This window comes from Streptomyces sp. PH9007 (assembly GCF_059813725.1).
In genome coordinates this window covers 3,265,742-3,290,894 of the sequence record NZ_CM187440.1, presented here as the reverse complement: position 1 = coordinate 3,290,894, position 25,153 = coordinate 3,265,742, and the positions used below count along the sequence as shown (strand labels likewise).

24 protein-coding genes are annotated in these 25,153 nt (G+C 71.5%); 8 read left to right on the top strand and 16 right to left on the bottom strand.

Features of this window, described 5'->3' with window-relative positions; all coding sequences use genetic code 11:
- Positions 1–247: 247 nt before the first annotated feature.
- From ACTFAP_RS15010 to ACTFAP_RS14980, 7 genes are read right to left on the bottom strand one after another with little or no spacing between them, the layout of a single operon-like run.
- A complete protein-coding gene (locus ACTFAP_RS15010) occupies positions 248–1,087 on the bottom strand; it encodes a carboxymuconolactone decarboxylase family protein (RefSeq protein WP_495681106.1) in 840 nt (279 codons plus the stop codon).
- Positions 1,088–1,115: 28 nt separating this feature from the next.
- Positions 1,116–1,331, bottom strand: a complete 216-nt coding sequence (locus ACTFAP_RS15005; protein WP_030732957.1) for a tautomerase family protein — start codon at positions 1,329–1,331, stop codon at positions 1,116–1,118.
- 9 nt (positions 1,332–1,340) lie between these two features.
- On the bottom strand, positions 1,341–2,171 hold the full coding sequence (locus ACTFAP_RS15000) for a hypothetical protein (RefSeq protein WP_495681105.1): 831 nt from the start codon (positions 2,169–2,171) through the stop codon (positions 1,341–1,343).
- Positions 2,168–3,379, bottom strand: coding sequence for an MFS transporter (locus ACTFAP_RS14995; RefSeq protein WP_500466570.1), 1,212 nt, complete (start codon positions 3,377–3,379; stop codon positions 2,168–2,170). The genes ACTFAP_RS15000 and ACTFAP_RS14995 overlap by 4 nt, the downstream gene beginning before the upstream one ends.
- A complete protein-coding gene (locus ACTFAP_RS14990) occupies positions 3,379–4,137 on the bottom strand; it encodes an SDR family oxidoreductase (RefSeq protein ID WP_495681103.1) in 759 nt (252 codons plus the stop codon). Before ACTFAP_RS14990 ends, ACTFAP_RS14995 begins: the two co-directional genes overlap by 1 nt.
- 20 nt (positions 4,138–4,157) lie before the next feature.
- Positions 4,158–4,766 carry a hypothetical protein gene (locus ACTFAP_RS14985; protein WP_400012027.1) on the bottom strand — a complete coding sequence of 203 codons (609 nt, stop codon included), beginning with the start codon at positions 4,764–4,766 and terminating at the stop codon, positions 4,158–4,160.
- Between the two features lie 51 nt (positions 4,767–4,817).
- Positions 4,818–5,594 (bottom strand): AfsA-related hotdog domain-containing protein, encoded by a 777-nt coding sequence (locus tag ACTFAP_RS14980; protein ID WP_500466569.1) that lies wholly within the window; start codon positions 5,592–5,594, stop codon positions 4,818–4,820.
- A gap of 219 nt (positions 5,595–5,813) precedes the next feature.
- Here ACTFAP_RS14980 and ACTFAP_RS14975 point away from each other — a divergent pair, with 219 nt between their 5' ends.
- The 3 genes from ACTFAP_RS14975 to ACTFAP_RS14965 all read left to right on the top strand — a co-directional run bounded on the left by ACTFAP_RS14975 (position 5,814) and on the right by ACTFAP_RS14965 (position 8,202).
- Positions 5,814–6,812, top strand: coding sequence for a beta-ketoacyl-ACP synthase 3 (locus tag ACTFAP_RS14975; protein WP_495681101.1), 999 nt, complete (start codon positions 5,814–5,816; stop codon positions 6,810–6,812).
- Between the two features lie 30 nt (positions 6,813–6,842).
- On the top strand, positions 6,843–7,127 hold the full coding sequence (locus ACTFAP_RS14970) for an acyl carrier protein (RefSeq protein WP_500466568.1): 285 nt from the start codon (positions 6,843–6,845) through the stop codon (positions 7,125–7,127).
- A 160-nt stretch (positions 7,128–7,287) separates the two neighbouring features.
- Positions 7,288–8,202 carry a Vgb family protein gene (locus tag ACTFAP_RS14965; RefSeq protein WP_500466567.1) on the top strand — a complete coding sequence of 305 codons (915 nt, stop codon included), beginning with the start codon at positions 7,288–7,290 and terminating at the stop codon, positions 8,200–8,202.
- A gap of 48 nt (positions 8,203–8,250) precedes the next feature.
- On the opposite strand, the gene ACTFAP_RS14960 is transcribed toward ACTFAP_RS14965, so the two are convergent.
- Entirely contained in the window at positions 8,251–8,880 is a 630-nt protein-coding gene (locus tag ACTFAP_RS14960) for a helix-turn-helix transcriptional regulator (RefSeq protein ID WP_500466566.1), read from the bottom strand.
- A 278-nt stretch (positions 8,881–9,158) separates the two neighbouring features.
- Positions 9,159–9,860 carry an HAD family hydrolase gene (locus ACTFAP_RS14955; RefSeq protein ID WP_500466565.1) on the bottom strand — a complete coding sequence of 234 codons (702 nt, stop codon included), beginning with the start codon at positions 9,858–9,860 and terminating at the stop codon, positions 9,159–9,161.
- 339 nt (positions 9,861–10,199) lie between these two features.
- Between ACTFAP_RS14955 and ACTFAP_RS14950 the strand changes: the two genes are divergently transcribed.
- Positions 10,200–11,264, top strand: a complete 1,065-nt coding sequence (locus ACTFAP_RS14950; protein ID WP_390115882.1) for a L,D-transpeptidase family protein — start codon at positions 10,200–10,202, stop codon at positions 11,262–11,264.
- 25 nt (positions 11,265–11,289) lie between these two features.
- Here the strand turns inward: ACTFAP_RS14950 and gad are convergent, their stop codons facing one another.
- Positions 11,290–12,669, bottom strand: coding sequence for a glutamate decarboxylase (gene gad, locus ACTFAP_RS14945; protein WP_495681096.1), 1,380 nt, complete (start codon positions 12,667–12,669; stop codon positions 11,290–11,292).
- Positions 12,670–12,749: 80 nt separating this feature from the next.
- On the opposite strand from gad, the gene ACTFAP_RS14940 reads away from it, so the two are divergent.
- A complete protein-coding gene (locus ACTFAP_RS14940) occupies positions 12,750–13,739 on the top strand; it encodes a 2-dehydropantoate 2-reductase N-terminal domain-containing protein (RefSeq protein ID WP_495681095.1) in 990 nt (329 codons plus the stop codon).
- 39 nt (positions 13,740–13,778) lie between these two features.
- On the opposite strand, the gene ACTFAP_RS14935 is transcribed toward ACTFAP_RS14940, so the two are convergent.
- From ACTFAP_RS14935 to ACTFAP_RS14925, 3 genes are all read right to left on the bottom strand, one after another.
- Entirely contained in the window at positions 13,779–14,222 is a 444-nt protein-coding gene (locus ACTFAP_RS14935) for a DNA-binding protein (RefSeq protein ID WP_390115877.1), read from the bottom strand.
- 93 nt (positions 14,223–14,315) lie between these two features.
- Positions 14,316–17,621, bottom strand: a complete 3,306-nt coding sequence (locus ACTFAP_RS14930; RefSeq protein WP_500466564.1) for a substrate-binding domain-containing protein — start codon at positions 17,619–17,621, stop codon at positions 14,316–14,318.
- Between the two features lie 132 nt (positions 17,622–17,753).
- A complete protein-coding gene (locus ACTFAP_RS14925) occupies positions 17,754–18,731 on the bottom strand; it encodes a pectate lyase family protein (protein ID WP_495681093.1) in 978 nt (325 codons plus the stop codon).
- A 257-nt stretch (positions 18,732–18,988) separates the two neighbouring features.
- On the opposite strand from ACTFAP_RS14925, the gene ACTFAP_RS14920 reads away from it, so the two are divergent.
- Positions 18,989–19,210 carry a DUF2277 domain-containing protein gene (locus tag ACTFAP_RS14920; RefSeq protein ID WP_390115872.1) on the top strand — a complete coding sequence of 74 codons (222 nt, stop codon included), beginning with the start codon at positions 18,989–18,991 and terminating at the stop codon, positions 19,208–19,210.
- Here the strand turns inward: ACTFAP_RS14920 and ACTFAP_RS14915 are convergent.
- The gene (locus ACTFAP_RS14915) at positions 19,185–20,399 is read right to left on the bottom strand and encodes a serine hydrolase (RefSeq protein WP_495681092.1); all 1,215 of its coding nucleotides are present in this window, start codon (positions 20,397–20,399) and stop codon (positions 19,185–19,187) included. The two genes, ACTFAP_RS14920 and ACTFAP_RS14915, sit on opposite strands and share 26 nt — an antisense overlap.
- Before the next feature lie 108 nt (positions 20,400–20,507).
- On the opposite strand from ACTFAP_RS14915, the gene ACTFAP_RS14910 reads away from it, so the two are divergent.
- A complete protein-coding gene (locus tag ACTFAP_RS14910) occupies positions 20,508–21,623 on the top strand; it encodes a sensor histidine kinase (protein WP_500466563.1) in 1,116 nt (371 codons plus the stop codon).
- Entirely contained in the window at positions 21,620–22,291 is a 672-nt protein-coding gene (locus tag ACTFAP_RS14905) for a response regulator (RefSeq protein ID WP_500466562.1), read from the top strand. The genes ACTFAP_RS14910 and ACTFAP_RS14905 overlap by 4 nt, the downstream gene beginning before the upstream one ends.
- On the opposite strand, the gene ACTFAP_RS14900 is transcribed toward ACTFAP_RS14905, so the two are convergent.
- Together ACTFAP_RS14900 and ACTFAP_RS14895 are read right to left on the bottom strand one after the other, a co-directional pair.
- A complete protein-coding gene (locus ACTFAP_RS14900; RefSeq protein ID WP_500466561.1) occupies positions 22,288–22,860 on the bottom strand; it encodes a hypothetical protein in 573 nt (190 codons plus the stop codon). The two genes, ACTFAP_RS14905 and ACTFAP_RS14900, sit on opposite strands and share 4 nt — an antisense overlap.
- A 1-nt stretch (position 22,861) precedes the next feature.
- Positions 22,862–25,153 carry a hypothetical protein gene (locus ACTFAP_RS14895; RefSeq protein ID WP_500466560.1) on the bottom strand — a complete coding sequence of 764 codons (2,292 nt, stop codon included), beginning with the start codon at positions 25,151–25,153 and terminating at the stop codon, positions 22,862–22,864.

Sequence of the window (25,153 nt, the reverse complement as noted above, 5' to 3'; positions counted from 1 at the left end):
GCCCGCCAGAACCGTACGATGTTCGCCCTGCGCCCGTGGTCGCCCGGCCTCTCCCCCACCGTGCTCCTCCTTCTGCGACGATCACCCCTGACCGACCGAGGCGAGCGGCTCACCCGTACCGGCGGAACCCACCATCATGCCGGTTTCGGCGCCGTGACGGGAGGGTCCGGGGAGACGACCAGGCACAGGCGGTTACCGCGGTGGCCTCCCGTGCCGGTGTCGGGCAGGGAGGCCACCGGCACGGCGGTCAGGAGGCGGCGGCTCGTTCGGTGAAGACCTCGCGGGCCGCTGTGATGCCGTTGATGGCGGCGGGGAAGCCGGCGTAGACGGCCATCTGGAGAATCGTTTCCACGACTTCCTCCTTGCTGCCGCCGACATTCAGCAGTCCGTGCACATGGACTTTCAGCTGGGGGCGGGCCGTACCCAGGGCCGTGCAGGCGGCGATGGTCACGATTTCCCGCGCGTGCAGATCGAGTCCGGGGCGCACGTAGATGTCGCCGAAGGAGAATTCGATGATGTAGCGGGCGAGATCAGGGGCGATGTCCGCGAGGCTCTTGATGACCGCTTCGCCCGCCTCTCCGTCGATATCGCTCAGGGCCCGCCAGCCGCGGTCGTAGCGCGATTCCCCGCTTTCCTCCCCGGTGGTTTCCGCCGTGTTCCGCCCCGCGTTCCCCGCGGTGTTCTCTTCCTCGTTCCCCCGCTCCTGCCCGGCGGCCTCGAAGACGTCCTTGGCCACCGTGAGCGCGTTGATGGTCGCCGGGAAGCCCGCGTAGATCACCACGTGCATGATGGCTTCGGTGATCTCGCGGCGGGTGCAGCCCACGTTCAGGGCGCCGTTGATGTGGAAGCGCAGCTGCGGCAGCGCGTGGCCCAGCGCCGTCAGGGCGCCGATGGTGGCCAGTTGGCGCTGCCGCAGGGTGAGCGCCTGCCGCGCGTAGATGTCGCCGTACGGGAATTCGACCGTGAATCTGCCCAGGTCCGGGGCCACGTCGGAGAAGCTGTCGAGCACCGACGGATGTTCCTCGCCCGCCAGTTCCCGCAGGATGGTCAGGCCCTCGCCGAAGCGGTCGCGGTCGTTCGCTGCCATGGTCGGTCGCTCCTTGTACGGCGTACGGTCAGCCCCGCCGCCGGCTGAGTTCGGGGAATTCCGGGTGGGTGGCCATGATCCCACCCTCGCCCCAGCGATTCTGCGGAATCTCCTGGATGACGACGGCGATCTTGTCCAGGGGTGCGCCGGTCACGGCATGGGTGGCCTTGGTGATCTCCTCGATCAGCTCCTGGCATTTCTCATCGGTCTGATTCGGCCAGGTCGTCACCGTGATAAAGGGCATGAATCGCTCCTAGGGTTGTGTGGCGAACTCGTGAAATGCGAGGGATTTGAGTTTCAGCTGGGCGTGGATGTCGCCGCCCAGGCCGTACCAGCCGATCGCGCCGCCGTAACTGGTCTGATAGCTCATCCACAGCACGATGACGTTGACGATCCGGTTGCCGCCCGGGTCCACCGGGAACGGGTTCGGCAGCGTCGCACCGTAGTCGGCCGCGCCCGTGGCGTCCGTCACGAAGACGTTGGGGACGCCGAGCGGTCCCGGCCGGGTGGGTCCCGCCGGGTCGAGGTCGTGGGCGCGCAGCGACATCACCGTGTACAGGCTGTTGGGGATCAGCCCCTCGCATCGCATACGAAAGTCGGCGCTGCGCCGGTCGGCGGACTGGGTCACCTCCAGCTCGCCCCGGGCCCGTAACCATTGGCCGTAAGTGATCGGTTCGGTGACCTTCGGGCCGTCCTCCGGCCGCAGATCCGGGATCGGCGCGCGGTGCAGCGGATAGCTGGGCCGTACCTCGCGCCCCGCCTCCGGGCGCTGCTCGGGGGCGAAGACCATGGGGTAGTTGGTGCACGGCAGCGGGAGCGGCAGGGTGTACAGCACCATGTCCTCGTCGCCGGCGCCGTCCGGCGCCAGCTCGCGGACGATGGTGTACGGCGCCTGCTCACCGAACGGCGGCAGTTCGCTCGTGGCGCTGACGATCGCCGCGCCCCACGAGCGCTCCCCCGAGGCGTGGTTGAGCATGCCGAGGACCACGAAGTCGCCGTCCTCGTTCATGATCTCGCTCGGTGGGTAGGGCGGCCCCTGGGTGGTGAGGTCCAGTGCGTAGGTACGGGACAGGCGCGTACTCATCGGGGGGTCTCCTCCGTTCGCGGGAAGCCGAGGAAGGCCAGGGCCAGCGCCCCGGCGATGGCCGCCACCCCGGTGCCGGTCACCGCGGCCCAGCCGCCCGCCGACCACACCGGGCCGAGCGCCGCGCTGGACAGCGAGCCGGCCAGCAGGCACACCAGCAGGTAGAGCGAGGACGCGGCGCCCGCCCGCTCCGGCGGGGCGGCCCGGGCCAGCAGCACCAGGACGGCCGGCTGGCAGGAGAACACCCCGAGGAAGACGAGGAGTACGCCCGCCGTCAGCAGCGCGGGGCCGGTGGCCACGCCCAGCGCGCCGATGCCGGCCGCCACCAGGGCGAGGCCGAGCAGCACCATGCGGCGGGCGCCGATCCGGCTGCTCAGGCGACCGGCCAGCGGCGCCCCGGCGACGCCGATCAGTCCGGCGAGGCTGACCGCGCCGATCGCGCCCGCGCCGTAGCCGAAGGGTTCGCCGCGCAGCCGGTAGGTGAGGAACGTGATGACGCCCAGGTAGCCGAAGAACAGCAGCGAGCCGATGGCCAGCGGGCGCAGCACCGGCGGGTGCGTCGTCATGCGGGCCGCCGCCCGGTACGCCTGGCCCAGGCCCGGGGAGTTCGGTGCCGCCGCCGGTGGTGCCGGTGGTGCCGGGAGGCGGGTCACCGCGAACGCGGCGGCGAGGTTCAGCAGGGCCAGCAGCAGCAGCGCCTCCCGCCAGCCCGCCCAGCCCGCGACCAGGCCGGTGAAGGAGCGGCCCAGGGTGATCCCCGCGACGGTGGCGCCGATGATCAGCCCGAAGTACAGCCCGGTCCGGCCCGGCGGCGCGATCCTGGGCATCAGCGCGATCATCGCCGCGGGCACCGCGGCCGCCGCGATGCCCGCCACCGTCAGCAGCGCCGCGAACAGCGGCAGGTTCGGCGCGGCGGCTGCCGCCGGGAGCAGGAGGGCGACGGCGACCGCGCCCCAGCCGCCGAGCACGGTGGTGCGGACCCGGTCGGTCAGCGGCCCGAAGAGGAAGAACGCCAGCGCGTAGGCGAGGGTGGTGACGGTGAACGCCAGCCGTACGCTCTGCGCGCCGGTGTCCAGGGAGGCGGCGATCTCGGGGAAGACCGGCTGGGTCAGATACACGGTGGACACGGCGCAGCAGGTGGCCGCCGCCGCGGTGAGGGGGGCGCGCAGCGCGGTGGCCGGCGCGTCCGGGGGCGCGAGCGCCGTCATCACACCGCCACCGAGGCGCCGCCGTCGACGGTGATCGACGCGCCGTTGATCTGCGCGGCGGCCGGGGAGAGCAGGAACGCCACCGCCTGCGCGACGTCCTCGGGGGTGGGGAGCCGTCCGTAGGGGGTCTTGGCGGCGAAGTCCGCGCCGGTCTCCCGCGCGGTGCCGCCGAACCGGCGGGCCAGGTCCTCCAGGGTGCGCGACCACAGCGGGGTGTCGGTGGCGCCGGGGTCCACGGTGTTGACGCGCAGTCCGTGGGCGCCCAGATCGCGGGAGATGGCCTTGGCGAAGGCTCCCAGCCCGGCGTTGACGGTGCCGTTGATGACGAACAGCGGGTCGGGCTCGCGGCGGAAGGAGCCATTGATGAACACGATCCGGCCGCTGCCCCGTTCCACCATGGCGCGGGCGACGGTACGGGTGAGGCGCACCGCGCCGAGCAGCTTGCCGCCGATCGTGGAGTCCCACAGGGCGTCGGTGGTCTCCAGGAGCGGGGCGACCGGCCCGTCCCCGGCGGCGTTGACGAGGACGTCGATGCGGCCGAACCGTTCCAGGACGGTGCGGACGCCCTGCGTCACGGAGTCGGGGTCGTTGATGTCGAGGACGACCGGGACGCCGGCCTCCAGCCGTTTGCGGGTGGCCTCCAGGCGGGCGGCGTCGCGGCCGAGGAGGATGACGGTGGCGCCGTCGCGCACCAGGCGTTCGGCGATCGCGCCGCCGATGCCGCCGGTCGCGCCCGAGATCACTGCGATGTCGCTCATGTGGCTGCTCGCTTCCCTGCTCAGGCCGTGACGCGGGCGTAGATCCGGGTGTACAGGCCCCGGTCGGTGATGTAGGTGTCGCCGGCCTGGCGGACGATCTCCTGGTACGCGGGGGAGGTGAACACCGCCTGGTAGGTGTCGGGTTCGACGGAGAAGCCGGAGACGAACAGCACGCCGGGCTCGGTGGACAGCAGCGAGTGGTAGGCGAGGAAGACCTCGACCTCGGCGTGCTCGCGCACCACCTCGAAGATGGTGCGCTCGCGCCAGGCGCGGTACCCGTCGTACACCGGGGGCTTGACCTCGACGTGCCGCAGCTGGAGGTACGGGGTGGCGGGCAGCGGGTCCTCGGTGTCCTTGGGCGCCTCGACGAACGCGACGACCTGGCGGCGGAAGTCGCCGGCCAGCAGCGGGGCGAGCGCGTCGGCCGCGGCGCGGTGGGCGTCGGCGTGCTCCGCGATCCCGTCGGTGCCGGTGAGCGGGGTCAGCTCCACCAGCAGCCCTTCGCCGTCCAGGGAGCGGAAGAGGGCGGAGCCGGGGGCGGTGGGATGGGCGCTCCAGGTCTCGGCGGCCTTGTCGACGGCGTCGGTCAGGACCGGGACTTCGGTGACGAGCAGCAGCGGTGCGGACACGGGGGTCTCCTCCGTGGTCGGGGCGGGGGGTGGGGGTGGGCGGTTGGTGTCTCAGGCGGCGACGGTGGCGAGCACGCCGCTCACCGCGCGGGCGGCCTTGCGGCGTTCGATGGCCGCGATCCGGTCGGTGGGCAGCGCGGAGAAGCCGATCTCCCCGGCGGCGACCGGCCGGCCGCCCTGGCTCAGCTCGGTGTTCAGCGCGAACTCCAGCTGCTGACCGGGGCGTTCGAGGGAGATCTCGCGGACGGTGCCGCTGATCTGGGCGGGCAGCGGGAAGAGAAAGCCGGCGAAGTCCAGCCGGACCGAGTTCCACACGATGTAGAAGCTGGTCAGCGGCCAGCGGTCGCGGTAGCCCTGCTCGAAGACGCCGAGGAACAGCTGGCGGGCGGCCTCCACGATGACCATGCCCTGGACGTGCTCGCCGGTCTGGTGGTCCAGCAGCAGTTCGTTGTCGCCGTGCACCCGGATGCCGGCCGTGTACGTACGGTCGCCGGTGCGCCGCAGGCCGGCCAGCAGGACGTTGTCGGCGCTGCGCTTGTGGACGATGTCGCGCCCGACCGGTTCGAGACCGGGGTCGGCGAACCGGATGCGTCCGGCGAGACCGCGCCGGTCGATCGCGGCCTGCAGATAGGCGCGTTCGAAGCGGCCCACGCCCTGGCCCTCGTGGAGCCGGACACCGCCGTCCGCGTCAGCGCTTTCCGTGTCGCCGTTTTCCGCGTCGTACCGGCCGGCGCCGATATCGGCCGCGAGGGCGGAGACGGTGCGGACCACGCCAGGTCCCGCGAATCCGCTGAAGCGATCCGCAACCACCATGACATGCGTGCTCATTTCCCGTTCCTCTCCTGGAAATAGAGATGTAACATCGATGCGGGAAGCCCGCGGATCATCCTCGTTTCCGGGCTCCGCCGCCACAATCGGGAAGAGTGGGGTAGCCCTTCGGGCAGGCCCCCCGATATCCACTGCCGGCGTCACCGCTCTGCGCGTTGACGCCGCTTTGTTCCGCACGCTTCCATGGGCCTCCGGATTCTCTGGAGGAGATGACCCGACATGGAATTAGGAGCACGGGCGGCGGTGCTGGCCGGAATCGGCTCGTGGCTGCCGCCCAGGATCGTCACGAATGAGGAGTTGGCGGGTGAACTCGATACCAGCGACGCCTGGATACGCACCCGTACGGGAATAGGCAGCCGGCATGTGAGCGCGCCGGGAACGGCGACCTCCGATCTGGCGGTGGAGGCCGGCAGCCGGGCGCTGAAGTCGGCGGGCGCGGCCGAGGCGGACGCCGTCCTGGTGGCCACCACCACCCCGGACCGGCCGTGCCCCGCCACCGCCCCCGAGGTGGCGAGCCGGCTGGGGCTCGGCACGGTGCCGGCCTTCGATGTGGCGGCCGTGTGCAGCGGGTTCGTGTACGGGCTCGCGGTGGCGTCCGGGCTGATCGCGAGCGGCTCCGCGCGGCGGGTGCTGCTGATCGGCGCCGACACCTACTCGACGATCCTGGACCCGGCGGACCGCACCACCCGCGCGGTGTTCGGGGACGGGGCGGGCGCGGTGGTGCTGCGGGCGGGGGAGGCGTCCGAGGTGGGCGCGCTGGGCCCGTTCGACCTGGGGAGTGACGGCGCGTTCGCCGATCTGATCACGGTGCCGGGGGGCGGTTCGCGCCAGCCGGTGGGTGGCGACCGGTACTTCCGGATGCAGGGCAAGAAGGTCTTCCGGCGGGCGGTCGCGCAGATGGCGTCCTCCTCGCGGGCGGTGCTGGAGCGGACCGGGTGGACGGTCGCGGACGTGGACCGGGTGGTGGCGCACCAGGCCAACCAGCGGATTCTCGACGCGGTCGCGGCCGAACTCGGGGTGCCGGCCGGGCGGGTGGTCTCGCAGATCGAGCGGGTGGGCAACACCTCGGCCGCCTCCATCCCGCTGGCGCTGGCCGACGCGGCGCTCGGCGGCGGGCTGCGGCCCGGGCACCGGGTGCTGCTGACGGCCTTCGGCGGCGGGCTCACCTGGGGATCGACGGTACTGCGCTGGCCGGACGTCACGCCGGTCGCGGGCTGAACACGAACGAGCGGAGAGGGAGTTCAGGACATGCAGGACACGAGAGAGGCGAATGGAATGGAAGCGGACGTGCGGGCGAAGGTTACGGGAATCCTCAGGGAAAATTTCGAAGTCGACGTGGCGGCCCTCGACCGCGACCCGACGCTGGACGATCTGGCCTTCGACTCGCTCACCATCGTGGAGTTGGCGACCGCGCTGGAGAAGGAGTTCGAAACCCCCGTCGACGAGGAGGAACTCTCCGCCGAGCTGACGGTTTCCGGGCTGCTGCGGCTGGTGCTGGAAAAGGCGTCGGCCCCAGCCGCAGCGCGCGGCTGACCGGGCCGTCCTGACCGTTCCGTATACGAAACCGGAACGGGCCCCGGGGCGTTGACGGACAGCGTGGTCCGTTCGCCCTTGCGCTGGAGTGCACTCCATTTTGTATGTTGTTTACCCACCGGGGTTTCCCGCCCCCTTTCCTTTCTGCCACGAGGTGGTCATGCGTCCCTTATTGCCGCGACTTGTCATGGCCGGCCTGCTGGTGACCTGCGCGACGGCGTGCGCCGGCGGCGGCGACGCGGCGGACGGTGACACCGCCACCGGCGGAACCTCCGTCTCGTCCCCGCCCGCCACCGGCGACCCCGGACCGGACACCGACGAGGACACGGACACGGACACGGCGGCCGGGTCCGACGCCTGGCACGGCGCGGACGGCTTCTCCTCGCCGACCGGGATCGCCTTCGGGCCCGACGGCGCGGTGTACGTCTCCAACTGGTCGGCGGGCACGGTCGAGCGCATCGCCGCGGACGGCACCCGTACGACGTACGCCGAGGGTCTCGGCTCGCCCGCCGGACTGGCCGTGGACCCGGAGGGCGACCTCTATGTCGCCGACTACACCCGGGACGTGATCGTGCGGGTGAGCGCGCCCGGCGAGGTGAGCGAGTTCGCCGCCGGGTTCCACACCCCCACCGGCATCAATTTCGACCCGGACGGGAATCTGCTGGTGACCAACCGGGCCAGCGACGAGATCGTGCGGGTGGCGCCGGACGGCGGCGCCGAGGTGATCGCGCGGGGCCTGCACACCCCGGTCGGGGTGGCCGCGAACGCCGGCGGTGAGATCTTCGTGTCGAACTACGTGGGCGGCGAGTTGTCCCGGGTCACGCCGGACGGAACGGTCGAGACGTTCTCCACGGACTTCGACGGTCTCGGCGTCGGCCTGGTGGTGACCGGGAACGACGAGCTGTTCGCGGTGGACCGCGCGGCCGGCGAGATCAAGCGGGTGGACCCGGACGGCAGCACCGAGGCGGTGCTCAGCGGCCTGAACTCCCCGGTCGCCCTCGGGGTGGACGCGGCGGGCCTGCTGGCCACGGCCACCTGGGGCGACGCCTCCCTGTACGCGGTACCGCTGGAGTGAGGGGCCGGCGCGTCGCCGTCGTCGCGCCCGTCCGACCACCGCCCGCCCTCACGTGGCGCGCGCGTATCTCTCGTACAGGCCCTCTCTGAGTGCTCTGGACACGGCGAGGGTGCGGTTGTTGCAGTCCATCTTGGCCAGGATGTTGGCGACCAGCCGCTTGGCGCCGTGCTCCGATATCTGGAGCCGGCGCCCGATCTGCTTGTTGCTCATGCCGTCCACCATGAGGACCAGCGCCTGCTGCTCGCGCGGGGTGAGCCGCAGCTGGGAGCGGGCCGGTTCATGGCGCTGGGTGGCCAGGACCAGCAGATCGTGGGCGAGTTCGGGCGGGATGGCGACCTTGCCCTGGGCGACGGCGGCCAGGCCCTTGTTCAGAGTGCTCTCGTTCACGTTGCCGATCTTCATGAATCCCGCTCGCAATCCTGTCACCTTGGGCAGTTCCACCAGGCCGTCATCGTCGATGAGCAGCATGATCTTCGCGCCGCGCTCCTCACGCTGCCGTAACTCGGCCGCCGAGGACTCCTCGACCTCACCGAGCAGGGCGATGAGCACATCGCCCGCGCCGAGTCCGGCGGCGAGCGCGCCGCCGAGACCGGCGACGGCCCGCACCTCCACTCCGGGCGGCAGCTGAAGCATGCGCTCGACGCCGTAACGGAGCAGTCCGTTGCCAATGCCGATCACGACTCTACGGGCATTGATTTCGGGTTCTCGGTGATTCTCGTTCTGACTTCCCCTTGCACCCAACACGGCTTCTCCCCGTCCGTTTGAGTTGCTCTCGCACGACCTGCGGTCAACCCGTCAAGGTTACTCCAAGGATTGCCCGGGAACCGGCCGGGAGTTCGGATGTGACGTGGGTCACCGGGCATTGTCTCGAAGAAGTCGGAGAAGTCAAAGAATCCGTAACGCCCGGGAAATAACCCCGCGTTCACCTGCCGGGCACCAGGGAAACCGATGGGAAATCAATGCGGTACGGAATGGGCCCCGGGGCGGGCCGCGGGGCCGTCGGGAAGCACCGTCCAGCCGTGCTCGCGCGCGTGCGCGAGCAGCGCCGGATCACCGCCGGCCACCACGTGCGGATGACCGACCTGCCGCAGCATGCCCAGGTCGGACAGGTGGTCCCCGTAGGCGTGGCAGTCGCCCGCCGCCAGGCCGAGTGAGGCGATGGCGGCGGCCACCGCCTCCCCCTTCGCCGGGCCGATCATCGGCCGCACCACCTCGCCGGTGAGCCGCCCGGCCGGGTCCGTGACCGGCTCGGTGCACAGCAGCAGGCCCGCCCCGTACTCCTCGGCCAGCGGCCCCAGTACGGGGCGGAAGGAACCTGATACCAAAGCGATGGCGGAACCCTGGGCACGGTGCCGGGACAACTCCGCCGTGACGGCCGGCACGAACGCGTCGGGGGTGACCCGGTAGGCCGCGTACCACTCCTGCCCGGCGCGGGTGAGTTCGTCCAGCGAAATTCCCGCGAACAGCCGGTAGTAGGCGCGGTTCACTTCACTGCGGTCGACTTTCTCGGCGAGTGCCCTGATCTCCGCCATCGTCTTCTCGTACGCGTCGCCCGAATCGCCGTTGGCGGCCATCCAGAATCGCAGAAAAGCGAACATGCTCTTGGTTCTGATGACTGTCTCGTCGACATCGAAAAAGGCCGCTGCCTTGTTTCCCATACCGTCGCCTCACCCTGCGGAAGACAATAGACCCGCCCATCCTGCCCAGCCGCGACGCGCGAAGACAGGCCGACTTCGGCCTGCCCCATCGGCTACGCCGGTCGGCGGACCGGCACGGCCCGCGGAACAGCCGGTGAATGGCGCGCCGATAGCGGGACGGAACCGGGCCGCGCGCGCCCACACACACGCCCCCCGAGCGCGCGACCGGCGCACGAGTACATCCGACACACCTCCGATACCCCATCGTTATGGCCTGGTCGGCAACGGATCGGCCGGTTAGCGCATCTTTACTACTGAGACCTACGAAACCTTCAGGGGGACATGGTGCGCTCCGCGCTCATGCACAGATCGTCCGTCGCCGTCGCGGCACTCGCCGCGGCGGCCCTGCTGCTGACCGGATGCGGTGGCCAGGGCACCTCGGACGACGCGGCTCCGCCGCCCGCCGACTCGGCCCCCGAGGCCGACCAGGTGGACGACAAGCCGGCCGACGAGGAGCCGGAGGAGGAGCCGGAGCCCGAAGAGGAGGTCGTACTCGACTTCGGCGACGAGTCGGACCAGGTGCGGGAGTTGCAGGCGCGGCTCGCCCAGCTGGACCACTTCGCCGCCGACCCCACCGGCTTCTACGGCGATGTCACCGTCGGCGCGGTCGCCGGTTTCCAGGAGGCGCAGGACCTGGAGGTCTCGGGCACGGTCTTCGAGAGCACCTGGTCGGCGATCACCGAGCTGAGCGCCGAGCCCAGCCAGCAGGAGCTGTACCCGCCGCAGTTGGTCATGGGCTACGGCGACAACACCGACACGGTGCGCGAGCTCCAGGCGCGGCTGATCCAGCTCGGCCACTTCGACGAGAAGCCCACCGGCTACTACGGCGATGTCACCTCGGCCGCCGTCCGCGCCTTCCAGCAGTCGGCCGGCATCGAGGCCACCGGCCAGGTGGACGAGTCGACCTGGTCCGCGCTGAAGGAGCAGACCAGCGAGCCGGCCCGGGACGACATGTTCCCGCCGATCGAGGTGCCGGAGGTCGAGACCCCCGCCAACCTCGACGAGCGCTGCATGACCGGGCGCGCGCTGTGCATCTCCAAGACCACCAACACGCTGTCGTGGGTGATCGACGGCACGGTCCAGACGACGATGGACGTGCGGTTCGGTACCGAGGAGTACCCCACCCGTGAGGGCGAGTTCGACGTTTACTGGAAGTCCCGCAACCACCACTCCACGCTGTACGACTCCCCGATGCCGTACGCGCTGTTCTTCGACGGCGGCCAGGCCGTGCACTACTCGGAGAACTTCGCCGCCAACGGCTACAACGGCGGTTCCTACGGTTGTGTGAACGTCCGCGACGAGGCGGCCATCGCCGCGCTCTTCGACGACGTGCGCGAGGGCGACAAGGTCATCGTCCACTGGTGACGACGCGGCCGGCGCGCACGCCGGCTCAGTGATGGAACGCGGGGCGCTGCTCTGCTGTGGCCGCCGGATGGCGGCCCAGCTCGGCCAGCGCCCCGCGCATGTCCTCCAGCAGCAGCTGCACCAGATCGCGGCTCACCCCGTGCCGGACCACCACCCGCTGCACCACGGTCTCCTGCCGGTCGGCCGGCAGCGGGTAGGTGGGGACCTGCCAGCCGCGCAGCCGCAGCCGTTCGGCCAGGTCGTACAGGGTCCAGGTGCTGTGGTCCGGCGCCAGCGTCCAGCAGACCACCGGCAGCCCGGCGCGGCCGTCGTGCAGCACCCGGAACGGTCCGAGCGCGGCGAGGGAATCCGCCAGCGCCACCGCCGTGTCGGCGCAGGCGCGCTGAACGGCCTGGTAGCCGGCCCGGCCCAGCCGCAGCAGGTTGTAGTACTGCGCGACGATCTCCCCGCCGGGGCGGGAGAAGTTGAGCGCGAAGGTGGGCATGTCACCGCCCAGGTAGTCCACGTGGAAGACGAGTTCGGCGGGCAGTTCGGCGGCGTCCCGCCACACCACCCAGCCCACACCCAGCGGCGCGAGCCCGAACTTGTGCCCCGAGCAGTTGACGGACTTCACCCGGGGCACCCGGAAGTCCCACTTCAGGCCCGGCTGGAGGAACGGCGCCACGAAGCCGCCGCTCGCCGCGTCCACATGGATCGGGACATCGACCCCGGTGCGGGCGGCGAGCGCGTCCAGCGCCGCGGCGATGTCCTCGACCGGCTCATACGCGCCGGTGAAGGTCACCCCGAGCGTGGCGACCACCCCGATGGTGCGCTCGTCGCAGTACCGGGCCAGCTGCGCCGGGTCGGCGGTCGTGCGGCCGGGCAGCAGCGGCATCTGCCGCAGCTCGATGTCGAAGTAGCGGGCGAACTTCTCCCAGCACACCTGCACCGGGCCGCACACCAGGTTGGGGCGGTCCGCGGGCAGCCCGGCCGCCTCGCGCCGCGCCCGCCAGCGGCGGTGCAGGGCGAGCCCGCCGAGCATCGCCGCCTCGCTGGACCCGGTGGTGGAGCAGCCCACGGCCGCCTCGCCGTGCGGCGCGTGCCACAGCGCGGCGAGGATGTGGACGCAGCGCGACTCCAGTTCGGCGGTCTGCGGGTACTCGTCCTTGTCCACCATGTTCTTGTCGAGGGTGTCCGTCATCAGCGCCCGGATCTCCGGCTCGGACCAGGTGGTGCAGAAGGTGGCCAGATTCTGCCGGGAGTTGCCGTCCAGGGCCAGCTCGTCGCGGATGAGCTGGTACGCCTCGCGGGCCGGCATCGGCCCCTCGGGGAGGGTGTAGCGCGGCAGGGCCCGGCCGCTGCCGGGCAGCGCGTACAGATCGTCGGCCTGGTCCGTACGCTCCTGGGTCACACGGTGGAGGGGCACGCCTCCACGCTGCGGTCGGCGGGCGTGCCGCGCAACCGTACCTGCGCCGATCCGGCGACGCCCGGGTGATGATGGCGGTTATGCGCTACATCATCATCGGAGCGGGAGCGGTCGGCGGAGCCATCGGCGGGCGGTTGCACGAAGCGGGTCACGAGGTCGTTCTCGTGGCGCGCGGCGCGCACTACGCCCAGTTGCGCGACGGCGGCCTGCGACTGCGTACCCCCGACGCCTCCCTCACCCTGCCCATACCGGCGGCCGACCGGCCCGAGGCCGTCAGCCTGCGCCCGGACGATGTCCTCGTGCTGGCCGTCAAGACCCAGGACAGCGTGGCCGCGCTGGACGCCTGGGCCGGCCGGCCGGTCGAGGGCGGCGGCACCGCCGGCGAGCTGCTGCCCCTGCTGTGCGCGCAGAACGGGGTGGTGAACGAGCGGCTGGCGCTGCGCCGTTTCCGGCGGGTGTACGGGGTGTGCGTGTGGCTGCCCGCGCAGTTCCTGGCCCCCGGCATCATCACCGCGCCGTGCGCGCCGCTCACCGGCATGCTGCACATCGGCCGCTTCCCCGGCGGTACGGACGAGGTGGCGGCGCGGATCGCGGCCGACCTGGAGAAGGCGTACTTCCTGGCCCCGGTGGCGCCCGACGTGATGCGCTGGAAGTACGCGAAGCTGCTGTCGAACCTGGCGAACGCGGTGGAGGCGGTGACCGGTTCGGCGAGTGAGCCGGACGCGGCCGAACTGGCGGCCCGGGCCCGGGCGGAGGGCGTCGCGGTGCTGGAGGCCGCGGGCATCGGGTACGCGAGCGAGGCGGAGCAGGCTGCGCTGCGCGGGGAGCGGATGCGGCTGCGTCCGGTGCCGGGCGGCGACCCGGCGCACGGCTCGTCCTGGCAGAGCCTGCGGCGCGGCGCGGGGTCGATCGAGGCCGACTATCTGAACGGCGAGATCGTGCAGCTGGGACGGCTGCACGGGGTGCGCACCCCGGTGAACGAGGCGCTCCAGCGCACCGCGAACCTCTTCGCGCGCGAGGGGCGGGCGCCCGGCTCACTCGCGGCGGCGGATCTTCTGCGGGCAGTCTGAGCCCGCGGCCCCGCGCCCGGGCGCGGGGCCGGATCCGTCTCAGGCCGGGGCCGCCGCGTCGCCCTCGCCCTCCGGCAGCCGCTCGGTCAGCCGGGCGTGCCGCTGGCGGGCGGCCTGCGGGGTGCCCAGGCCCAGGCCGAAGGCGATCTCCTGCCAGGTGAGCCCGCGCCCCCGGGCCATCTCGATCAGCCCGGCCTCCACCTCGTCCAGTTCGGCGCGGGCGCGGGGCACCAGGGTGAGCGCGGCGGTGATGTCGGCGCGGTCCACCTCCGGCTCCCCCTCGACGGGGAGCGCGGCGCCGCTGAGCAGGAACGACACCAGCCGGACCGCCTCGTGCGGGGCCAGCATGTGCGGGTGGGTCTGCCGCGCGCGCTGCTCCGCGTCGGCGGCGTGCCGCTCGGCGATGCGGAACAGGGCGGTGTAGACGCGCCGGGCGCGGGCGGCGCCGGCGTCGGGGGGTGTGAAGGGGTCGTTCTCCGTCATGCCTCCATGCTGCGTGCTTGAACGCATCCCTGTCAACGGATTGAGTTGAACATTTCGTTCACTCGCGCCGTGTCGAGGCGCCGGGCGGAGGGCTCAGCCGCCCGCTCCCCCGCCGCCGTCCCGGTAGGCGTGCGGGGTGTGGCCGGTGTGGCGGCGGAAGACCCGGGTGAAGTAGGCGCGGTCGTGGAAGCCGACCGCGCGGGCGATGGTCTGGATGTTGTCGTCGCTGTTCCGCAGCCGCGTCCTGGCCCGGCGGATGCGCAGCCGGGTCAGGTAGTCCCACAGGGTCAGCCCGATCTCGCGGTGGAACAGCCGCCCCAGATGGTCCTCGCTCATGCCGGCCGCCTGCGCCACCTGCCAGCGGGTGATGCGCTGCCGGTAGTGCGCCTCCAGATAGGCGAGCGCCGCGCGCACCGGCGCGGGCGCGGGCTCCGTGCGCTGGGTCATCGCCGTCAGCAGCGCCACCGTCTCCGGCCCGGTGAGCACCTCGCGCCCCAGCAGCACCAGGCCGGGATGCGGCTCGGCGCGCCGGACGTCCGCCGCCGTGAACCCGTCGTCGCTCAGCATCAGTACGGGCGTCGCCGCGGGTGCGCCGGTCAGTTCGCGGGCCTGGTCGACCAGGTCGAAGCCGTCCATGTCGGGCAGCACGCGATCGGTGATCAGCAGCGCGGGCGGCTGCCCGGCGTCCTCGGCCAGCAGCGCGAGCGCCGTGGTGCCGTCGGCGGCGGCCCGTACCGTACGGCCCGGCAGGACAGCCGTCGCCAGCCGGCGCAGTTCCTCGCGCGCGGACGGCGAGGTGGTCGCGATGAGCGCGGGGAGCGTGAGCCCCGGGGGGCGCAGCGCGGTGAGGGCGCTGTGCAGATCGGGACGGCCGTACGCGGCGGAGGCGGGGCCCCCGTACAGCAGGAACGGGGTGTGCCGCAGCGCCGGGTGATCGTGCAGTCGGCGGATCATCGACCACTCCTGGGGGCGGGCGTGCGCGGTGTCCCAGGCGATGGCGGCGGGCCCGGGGGCCGCGGTGAGGGTGGCGAGGTCGTCGTCGGGGTGCAGGAGGTGCGGCAGCAGGCCGTGCAGGCGGGCGAGCGCGGTGAGTTCGGGGGGCGGCGCGGTGGAGGTGGCGATCAGCAGGGTGCGGCCGGGGCCCGTGGCCCGGTCGGCCGGGGGCGCTCCCCGGACGAAGTCCGGCGGCGGGGCGGGCAGCGGGAGTTGCAGGACGAAGGCGCCGTCGGTGAAGCCGAGCGCGCCGCCGTGCAGCACGGCGAGCCGCCGGGCGATGGCCAGGCCCAGCCGGGAGCCGGGCTCCCCGGTGGCGAACGGCTGGAAGAGCTGGTCCGTCTCGCCCGGGGCGGGCCGCAGGGCGGGGGCGGTGAGCCGCAGTACGAGGTACGGGGGCCGGACGTCGGCGGTCAGCCTGCTGCCGGGCCCTGCCGCGGCGCGGCGCAGATTGCCGAGGATCTGCCGCAGCCGGGCCGGGTCGGCGGCGATGGCCGGCAGCCGGCGGGGGAGGGCGGCGCACCCGGCACCGTACATCTCGATCAGAAGCGGCCGGGGATCGAGCAGTTGCCGATCGAGATCGAGCGCGTCTATCTCCGAACGTGACAGATCCAGCAGGTCATCGATCAGCAGCAGCAGCCGTGCGGCGTCCGCGTGCCCCGCGTCGCCCGGCCGGAGATGCCGCAGGATCGCCTCGACGGGGGTGCGCAGTTCATCGGTGGCGTCGTCCAGCAGCCGGGTCTTGCGGCGGCTGGCCCGCTCGGCGGCGTCGCGCGCCCGGCGCACCTCCTCGAACAGTCGTACGCCCTTCAGCGCCGCGCTGATCTGGTCGCCCAGCGCCCGGAACAGCCCGCCGTGCCGGGCGGCGACGCGGCGCGGCCCGGCGGCGAACAGGGCGAACCCGAGGTGTTCGGCGCCGATGTGCAGCGGTTCGAGGACGGCCGTCCAGCGCCGGCCGGCGGGTAACGCACGGGCAGCGGCGGCCAGTTCCGGCGCCCCGCCCAGCAGCAACTCGGCCCCGGGGACGCCCAGCGGGGGCAACTGGCGGTCCAGGGCGGCGGTCAGCGCGGCGGTGTCGGTGACGGTGGTGAGCGCGGTGGCGAGTTCCTGGAGCCGCCGGGCCTCCTGCTCCTTCGTCCAGCGCTCGTACTCCAGCAGCCGCTGCGCCTTGTCGGCCACCATGAGGCGGGCCTGGCCCAGCAGGCGTTCGCGGCGCGCGTCACCCGGCACCGGGGCGCTCGCGCGCATCGCCAGCAGTGCCCGGTCCCAGACGGCGGCCTGCTCGTGGCTGTGGATCCGGCTGCCGATCAGCCGCTCCAGACCGGCCAGGAACGCCGTACCGCCGCCCTCCTCCCGCAGCGCCGGGGCCAGTTCGGCCAGGGCGCGCGGCAGCGCGGACGGGCCCTCCCCCGGGCCCTCCCCCGGACCTTTCCCCGGGTCATCGCCCGGGCCGCCGCCGAAGGGGCCCCCGTCGGCGCGCGGTTCACCCTGGCTCACCAGCGGCGAGTGACACCCGCAGGACCTGCGGATCACCAGGGTGCCGGGCACCGCCCGGCGGGTGGGCGGCGCGGTGCCGCGCAGCCGGGCGAGCAGGGTGTCCACGGCCAGCGCGCCGAGTTCGCCGAAGGGCAGCGCGACGGAGGTGAGGGGCGGGTCGCTGATCCGCGCCTCGACGGAGTCGTTGAAGCTGATCAGCGCCACGTCCTCGGGGACCCGGATGCCCCGGTGGGTGAGGAAGCGCAGCGCGTCGGCGGCGAGCGCGTCGCTGCACGCGATGACGGCGTCGAAGTCGCGTCCCGGGCGCAGCCCGCGCACATCGAGCAGGACCCGCATCGCGGCGGCGCCCGCGCCCGGCGCGAAGTCGACGGAGGCGGCCACCAGGGCGCGGTCGTACGGGATGTGGTGCCGGGTGAGGGCGTCCGTATAGGCGCGGAAGCGGTCCACGGACACCGGGTTGGCGAGCGGCCCGCGCAGGCAGGCGAGCCGGCGGCGGCCGTGTTCCCCGGCGAGGTGGCCGACCGCGCGGCGCATGCCGGTGTTGCTGTCGAGCAGCAGCGTCTCGTGGTCCTCCAGCGCGCGGTTGAGGCTGACGACGGCGGGGAGCTCGGCGAGGCGTTCGGTGAGCCGGGCGGCGGGGGCGGTGCCGGGGGCGGGCAGGCCGAGGGTGGAGGTCCAGCAGATCGCGCCGTCGAGGTGCTCGGGGGAGATCAGCCGGTAGAGGGCGTTGCGGGCGGCGCCGTCCGCACCCTCCGGGCGGACGGCGCCGCCGGGGAAACAGAGGAGGTTGACGTCGTTGCGCTCGGCCGCCTCCAGGACGCCGGACCACAGGGTGGCGCCGACGCCCAGGTGAATGTTGGCCGTGACGAGCCCGATCGTGGGCCGGGGCTGACGTCGTGCCGTGGCCATGGAGGGCTTCCTCGTCCGCCGTGGGAAACGTGCAGAGGAAGATAGCCCCATGACCGTACCCGGACAAGGCCATGGCCTGTCCGGGTACGGGTGGTGCGGGAGGCGCGTGATGGTACGCGGTAGGTGCGGGTGTCAGATCTTCCCGGCGCCCGCTCCCGACTGGACGATCGACTTGACGCTGGACGCCGCGTCGAGGCTGTAGCTGTACGGGATGCCGTTCACCGAACCGCCGGCCTGGCCCGAACCGGAGTTGACGAAGTGGTTGTTGCGGGCGACCAGGGTGCCGGCCGGGGACGAGCCCTCACCGAGGTGGAAGGGGTCCTTGGTGTTCTCGAAGTAGTTCCCCTCGACCAGGACGCCGGCTTCCTTGGTGGAGGCGACCCCGTAACTGGTCACCCCGCCGTAGTAGTTGTTGTACACGTGCACCGGGTTGCCGAAGCGGACCCGGGGGTTGCGCTGGTTGGTGCCGTCGAACCAGTTGTGGTGGTAGCTGACCCGCAGCTTGCCCCGGTCCTGGGAGGCGTTGCCGTCGTCGTGACCCAGCAGCATGGTCTTGTCGTGGCTGAAGACGCGGTTCCACGACACGGTGATGTTGTCCGAGCCGCGCTTGATGTCGACGAGGCCGTCGTAGGCGCTGGACAGCGTGTTGTGGTCGACCCAGACCCGGGTCGAGTTCTCGATGTTGATGGCGTCGTCGTTCGAACCGGAGAAGGTCAGGTTCTGGATGATGACGTTGCTGACACCGGTCACATTGAGGCCGCTGCCGGTGATCCGGCCGCTGGTGCCGACCCCGAGGATGGTCGTGTTGGCGGAGACCTTGGTCATCGAGCTGAGCGAGATCGTGCCGTTGACCCGGACCTCGACCGCGCCGGAGCGCTGCACGGCCTCGGTGAACTGGCTGGCGTTGGTGACGGTCACCGTGGTGCCGCCCGCACCGCCGGTGGTGCCGGCCCCGAAGCCGGTGGGGCTGCCCACGGCGAGGGTCGACACGGTGTCCTGCGGTACTTCGGCGGCCGATCCGCTGGAGGCGGTCAGTGCGCCCAGCGTCGCCACGGCGGTCGCGATGGCCGCGACCGATGCCAGCTTGAACCTTGCGCTCGTCCTGCGCATGCGATTCTCCGTCCGGTGTGGGGGGTGGGAGGGATGGGTCGCGCGGCTCGGCATACAGGGAGTGATGCGCTGATGCCGTGGAGCAATGCCTCGATGCTAGGGCGGAACCGTGTGGACGATGACGGGCCGCCTGTGGACTATTGCGCGCTTGTGTTGTGAGGCGGGGGTGCGAGGCTGTTCGGCTGTGCGAACTCCGCGGCCCGTCCGCGAGGCGTCAGCGCCGTGGCGTTGTCAGTGGGGCGCGGCACACTGGAGACATGTGCAGAAGCATCAAGACCCTGCGGCCCCCGATGACCCCCGAGGTGACGGAGGGCGACATCGAGGCGGCGGCACGGCAGTACGTACGCAAGGTGAGCGGCTTCCGCGAGCCGGCGGCGCACAACAAGGAGGTGTTCGAGGCGGCGGTCTCGGACATCACCGCCGCCACCGAACACCTGCTGGCTCATCTGGAGGTCAGGAACACAGCGCGTTCTCGATGAGCGCGCGCGTGGCGTCACCCTCCGGCAGCGGGGTGTCGCCATCGGGCACCAGCATGTTGGTGTTGACGGACACGACGACGCTGCGGGTGCCGTGCTCGGTGATGCCGTTGCGGGTCATGAACCCCTGGATGTCGCCGCCGTGCGACAGGATGTCCCCGCACTCCATCGGAAGCCGCATGATCCCGAGCCCGTACTCGGCGTCGGGCCACGCCGCGTGCAGCCCCTCGGCCGGCACCGAGTCCAGCATCAGGGCCAGCTCACTCTCGCCCAGCAGCCGGCCGCCGAGCAGCTCGCGCAGGAAGATGTTGGTGTCCTTGGTGGTGCTGATGACCGACCCGGCCGCGCCCGGCAGGCCGGGGTTCAGCAGCGTGGTGTCCACCGGATCGCCGAAGACCGGCTGCTCGCCGGTGACGTCCACGGCGAAGCGGGTCCAGCCGGTGACGTGCGGCTCCGGAATCTCCTGGTCGCCGCCGGTGGGCGCCGTGGTGCCGGTCAGGCCCAGCGGCTCGACGATCCGCCGCGTCACCTCGTCCTGCCAGCTGTTCCCGGTGACCTTCTCGATGATCATCCCGGCGAGCACGTAGTTGGTGTTCGAGTACTGCCAGCCCTCGCCCGGTGCGAAGTACGGCGGCTGGGCCACGGCCAGCGCGACCAGCTCCTCGGCCGTGTACTCCGCCTCCTGCGCCGGCCCGAACCCCTCCTGCGTGAACAGGTCGGGCAGCCCCAGCAGATACTCCGGCAGCCCGCTGGTCTGCTGGAGCAGCTGGTGCACCGTGATCGCGGAGCCGTCGATGCCCTCCCCCTGGACCAGACCGGGCAGCCAGTCCTCCACGGAATCCTCCAGCGACAGCTGGCCCTCCCCCACCAGCTGGAGCACCACCGTGGCCACGAGCGGCTTGGTGAAGCTGCCGATCCGGAACCGCGCGTCCCACGGCACCTCGGTCTCCGCCTCGGTGTCCCCGTACCCGGCGCGCACCGTCACCTCCTCGTCCGGGGTGACGAGATGGGCCAGCACCCCGGGCGCACCGAGATCCAGCAGAGCGTCGGCGTCGGCCTGCAGCGCCACCTGGGCGGCGGAGGTCTCCTCGGGGGACTCCAGGCTCTCCCCCGCACCCCCCTCGTCGTTGCAGGCCACCAGGACGGCGGGAAGGATCGTCAGGGCTATCAGGGTATTGACACGTCGGTTCACACGACCCGACGTTACGAGGCGGCGTGACGGTGCCACGTCACCCGGGTGCGGTAACTTCGCGTACCCCCCTGGGGGTACGCCGCGCCCGGTATGACTACGGTGGGACGGGTGGGGACGAACTTCCGGCAGATCCAGGTCGATGTACTCCTCGCCTGCGTACTGACCACCCTGTCCCTGATCACCACCGCCCACACCTCAGGAGACGACGGCATCCGGCCCGCCGCCGGCGCGCTCGCCGCGCTGACCGTCGCGCCGGTCGCGCTGCGCCGGGTGGCCCCCGTGGCGACGATGACCGTCATCATGGCGGCGGAGCTGGCCTACAGCGTGCTCGGGTACGGCGACTTCCCCAACGCCGGGGCCGGACTGCTGGTCGCCATGTTCACGGTCGCGACACTGTGCCCCCGCACCACCGCCGCCGTCCTGTGCGGCGCGATGGCGACGCTCACCGTCGTGGTCTACGAGACCGCCGTGACGCCGCCGGCCTGGTCGGAGGTGGTGCAGGCGGTGCTGGTGACGATCGTGGCCTGGATGCTGGGCCGCGCCACCCGCAGCTGGGCGCGCGAGGCCGGCCGGGCGGCGGCCAGGGAACGCGCCAGGATCGCCCGCGAACTCCAGGACGTCGTCGCCCACCACATGTCGGTGGTCTCGCTCCAGGCCGGACTCGCCGGATACGTGATGGACAACGACGCCCCCACCGCGCGCAAGGCGATCGCCACCGTCGGCGACTCCAGCCGCGAGGCCCTGACCGAACTGCGGCGCCTGCTGGACGTGCTGCGGGTCGACGACGACGACGCCCCGGCCTCCACGCCACCCCGGGCGGCGGAGCACCTCACCCTGCTGGAGGAACTGGTACGCCGCACCCGCGACTCCGGACTGCCCACCGAACTGACGGTCACCGGGGAACGCCGCGCCCTGCCGCCGGACATCGCCCTGTGCCTGCACCGTGTCGCCCAGGAATCCCTGACCAACACCCTCAAACACGCCGGCCCCGGCGCCACCGCGCGCGTCACCGTGGACCACGGCGAACGGACGGTGACCCTGACCGTGACCGACACCGGAACGGCGACCGTGACCGTGCCCGCACCGGCCGGACAGCCCGGCTCGTACGGCATCAGGGGCATGCGGGAACGTGCCGCGCTCCACGACGGCGAACTGACCGCCGGCCCCCGGGCGGGCGGCGGCTTCGAGGTACGGCTGCGGCTGCCGGCCGGTGTCCTCCGGTGAACCCCATCCGCGTCCTGGTCGCCGACGACCAGCCCCTGATCCGGGCCGGCCTGACCGCCCTGCTGAACGCCACCCCCGGCATCACCACCGTCGGCGAGGCCGACAACGGCGCCCGCGCCGTGGAACTGGCCGCCGCGGAGCGGCCCGACGTGATCCTGATGGACATCAGGATGCCGGGCATGGACGGCATCGCCGCCACCCGCGCCATCATGGCGGCGGCGGGCGAGGACGGCCCCCGCATCCTCATCCTGACCACCTTCGACCTGCCGGTCTACGTGTACACGGCCCTCGGAGAAGGCGCGGCCGGCTTCCTGCTGAAGGACACACCCCCCGACCGCATCGTCACGGCGGTCCGCACGGTGGCGGCGGGCGACATGCTGATCGCTCCGCGCATCACCCGGGACCTGGTGGAGACGTACGCGGAGCACCACCGCACGACGGTGGACCGGCGGATGCTCGGCGGGCTCACCCCGCGGGAGACGGAGGTACTGCGGCTGGTCGGAGGCGGGCAGACCAACGCGGAGATCGCGGAACGGCTGGTGCTGAGCGAGGCGACGGTGAAGACACACGTCAAACGCGTGATGAGCAAGCTGAACCTCTCCAGCCGAGCCCAAGCGGTGGTCATGGCCTACGAATCCGCCCTGATCACCCCACACCACCGCCCCTAGCCGTCGCGCTCCGCACAGGGCACGCCTTCGATGGCGGCGGCCATATAGGGCTGGATCAGCTGGGAGAGGACCTCGACGGATTCTGCGTCATTGTCGGGATGGGTCATCTCCAGGGAAACCATGAAGGATTCCGTCATGTTGTGATGCTCGCTCACGGTAATGGTGCAAGGCGCCTGGGCCATGGCGACACCGGGCCACACCATGGCGTTGAACGCACCACTGACGACTTCACCTTCCGCCGTGGAAAGTATCCGCCCCTCGCCCACCGAGACCTTTTCGAAGGAGTCCCAGGCATAGGTGGCGGAGTGAACCACCTGGCTACCGTCGACCTCAATCGTGCAGGTATCTCCGAGCAAGGTGAGCGGCCCGGAGACATCGAAGGTATCTTCCACGGCGAGCTGTGATCCCGGCGGGAATGCGGGATCGTAGAGATCCTTGGGCACGTCGAGGCCGCAGAGGTCACTCGGCACCGCATAGTTGCGCTCTGCGGATTCACCTCCGCAGGAGGTGATCAACAGCACCGATGAAAGCATCACTGCACGGCTGCCCCTGTGGAACCTCGCGAACATCTCACTCCTTGGAAACCGGGTTGTCCCAGTCGATGAGCCGATCAAAACTATCGGTCACGGATTCAATGGCAATATTCTGAAGATGCTGCTTCTCGGCGTCCGTGTAATCGTTGCCCGCCGCCAGCTCCACGGCAAGCACTGCGGCGCTCAGTGAATCCTCGTAGAACCCGAAATAGATGGATCCCGCTTCGGCAGCTGCTTCCGGACCGGAATCACGATAAAGGGTTTCCGTGACGGATCCCATCAACTCCTCAACCCCCCATTCGACCAGTGAGCCACCGTACGGCATCGCATCGGTGGCCTTCCCCACACCTTCATCCAGGATCAGTCCGGCGAACGTCATCCAGGCGTCGACATTCGCGTTGAACGCCTCGTCCTCGGCGATCCTTTCCTCATATACGGCGGTCACCCGTGCATCGGCCATGATTCCAGCGATCATGGTCCCCGGCTTGATGGCATGAGGCAATCGATCCCCGGCCGGGAGGCCAGTGCCGTCCGGGTCCTTGAATACGTGGTCGACCGAAAGGGCAGTGTATGCCTGCTGTGCAGCCGTGACGTATCCGTAGGCCTCCGGATCCCGTCCCAGCTGTGCGAGGAACTTGGCAGGGCCTTCGCCGTTCAGATCAAGTCTGTGCTCGGGAAGCGGAACCACTTCGATTCCACCACTGACGTGGTTCTGGAAGTCACCCATATAAGCAGCTGTCATCCGCCCCAGTTCCGGCCGCATGAAGGCCCAGTCGCCGTCGTCCGCGATCATCGCGCCCCCGTCCTCGGAGAAGGCGGCGACGAGATGCTGCATCACCCGGGCGCCCTCCTCCGTGCGGTTCAGGGCGCGGTCCGCCGGTGGGGAGTCGGGGCCCATGGGGATGCCGGTGGTGGCCGCCTCCAAGGCGTTGACCAGGCCGTCGCGGGCGCCGTCCGGCTCGGTCGGCCGGTGCGTGATGCTGTCTCCCCCGCCGTAGGCGTGGTCGTTCATGTCCATCTCGCCGTAGTACACGAGATGGTTCCACTTCCGGTCGTGCAGGAAGTAGTCCAGGTTGTCGTTGGCATCCGGGTCGAGGTAGGCGGCCGACGTGTCCGGTGCGGACGCCATGAGGCCGAGCACGGTGTCCAGGGGGTCCAGCGCGAAGCGCTCCAATTCCTCGGCGCTCAGACCGTCGACGTTTCCCTCCTCGGCGCGCTGCTGCCAGATGTCCCGGCTGCCGCCGCGCGAGGGATCCTCCGCCGTACGGATGTCGTCGGCCAGGTCCCGGAGGAAACGGTCCGGGTAGCCCTCGCCCGAGGACATGACGGTGGCCAGGAGTTGGTACCCGGTGACACTGTGGTCGGTCAGCCCCGGGACGGGGTAACGGGTGGTGCCCACCTCGCGCAGGTCGGACATCCAGCTCTCGTAGAACCGGCCTTCCTCCGTGTGGATCCACTGGCCGTACGGGATCCCGCCGTCCAGGGCCGGGGTTTGGGTGGCCACCGCCACCGTGTTCGCCAGGCGCTGTTCAAGGATTGCGTAGCGGTGGCGGGATTCCTCGTCGCCGCCGTCGCCCAAGTGGCCCGCCACCTGGGCGGACAGCGCGAGCAGGCCGTCGGCTCCCAGTTCCGTCAGCAGCATGCGGTGGAACGCCGGGTCATCGAGGTGGCTCGCCATCAGCTGGTTCAGCTCGAACCACTCCTGCTCGGAGAGCTCGCCCTCCTCGTTGAGCCGCAGGGCCAGGTCCGCCGCCTGCCTCCCCGCCGGGACCTGCGCGTCGGTCAGCGCGGCACCGTTGAAGATCCCTCCGCCCATGAGGTCCAGGCCGGTCGTCGCGTCCTTCAGCTCCAGGGCCAGGCTCATGTCCGCCGCCGACACCAGCGACACCGCCCGGTCCAGTTCCAGGCGCCATTCGGCGGCGACCTGGTCGAGCCGCTGTGTCTCCGGGTCGTTGGGCTGCCGGTCGGCGACCGACACCTGGCCCTCGGCGTTCACGGCAAAGCCCGCCGCCCTCGCCTCCTCCACCAGCGACATCAGCCGGCCGCGCAGCCGGGCCAGTTCCGCCTCGCCGTCCCGCAACAGCCGCGCGATGCCCCGGCACTCCTCCTGGGCCGCCGCCAGTTCGCGTTCGGTCGCCGCGAACCGGTCGGTGGCTGCGTCGGCGCTCAGGCCGCTCCACACCTCGGCGTTGCCGCTGGTGGCGTGGTGGACGCGGGTACGGTGGTCCGCCTCCGCCTCCCCGAAACCCTCCGCCGCGCGCTCCCACGACTCGGCCGCCGAGATCAGCGCGCCGAAGTCCTGCTCGGCCACCTCGCGATAGGACACCAT

Coding starts and splice junctions, on each gene's coding strand:
- ACTFAP_RS14895 (WP_500466560.1), bottom strand. CDS start 25,153: ATGGTGTCCTATCGCGAGGTGGCCGAGCAGGACTTCGGCGCGCTGATC.
- ACTFAP_RS14980 (WP_500466569.1), bottom strand. CDS start 5,594: ATGAGCACGCATGTCATGGTGGTTGCGGATCGCTTCAGCGGATTCGCG.
- ACTFAP_RS14950 (WP_390115882.1), top strand. CDS start 10,200: ATGCACAGATCGTCCGTCGCCGTCGCGGCACTCGCCGCGGCGGCCCTG.
- ACTFAP_RS15005 (WP_030732957.1), bottom strand. CDS start 1,331: ATGCCCTTTATCACGGTGACGACCTGGCCGAATCAGACCGATGAGAAA.
- ACTFAP_RS14955 (WP_500466565.1), bottom strand. CDS start 9,860: ATGGGAAACAAGGCAGCGGCCTTTTTCGATGTCGACGAGACAGTCATC.
- ACTFAP_RS14970 (WP_500466568.1), top strand. CDS start 6,843: ATGCAGGACACGAGAGAGGCGAATGGAATGGAAGCGGACGTGCGGGCG.
- ACTFAP_RS14965 (WP_500466567.1), top strand. CDS start 7,288: ATGCGTCCCTTATTGCCGCGACTTGTCATGGCCGGCCTGCTGGTGACC.
- ACTFAP_RS14900 (WP_500466561.1), bottom strand. CDS start 22,860: ATGTTCGCGAGGTTCCACAGGGGCAGCCGTGCAGTGATGCTTTCATCG.
- ACTFAP_RS14930 (WP_500466564.1), bottom strand. CDS start 17,621: ATGGCCACGGCACGACGTCAGCCCCGGCCCACGATCGGGCTCGTCACG.
- ACTFAP_RS14940 (WP_495681095.1), top strand. CDS start 12,750: ATGCGCTACATCATCATCGGAGCGGGAGCGGTCGGCGGAGCCATCGGC.
- ACTFAP_RS14975 (WP_495681101.1), top strand. CDS start 5,814: ATGGAATTAGGAGCACGGGCGGCGGTGCTGGCCGGAATCGGCTCGTGG.
- ACTFAP_RS15010 (WP_495681106.1), bottom strand. CDS start 1,087: ATGGCAGCGAACGACCGCGACCGCTTCGGCGAGGGCCTGACCATCCTG.
- ACTFAP_RS14935 (WP_390115877.1), bottom strand. CDS start 14,222: ATGACGGAGAACGACCCCTTCACACCCCCCGACGCCGGCGCCGCCCGC.
- ACTFAP_RS14990 (WP_495681103.1), bottom strand. CDS start 4,137: ATGAGCGACATCGCAGTGATCTCGGGCGCGACCGGCGGCATCGGCGGC.
- ACTFAP_RS14920 (WP_390115872.1), top strand. CDS start 18,989: ATGTGCAGAAGCATCAAGACCCTGCGGCCCCCGATGACCCCCGAGGTG.
- ACTFAP_RS14995 (WP_500466570.1), bottom strand. CDS start 3,379: ATGACGGCGCTCGCGCCCCCGGACGCGCCGGCCACCGCGCTGCGCGCC.
- ACTFAP_RS15000 (WP_495681105.1), bottom strand. CDS start 2,171: ATGAGTACGCGCCTGTCCCGTACCTACGCACTGGACCTCACCACCCAG.
- ACTFAP_RS14925 (WP_495681093.1), bottom strand. CDS start 18,731: ATGCGCAGGACGAGCGCAAGGTTCAAGCTGGCATCGGTCGCGGCCATC.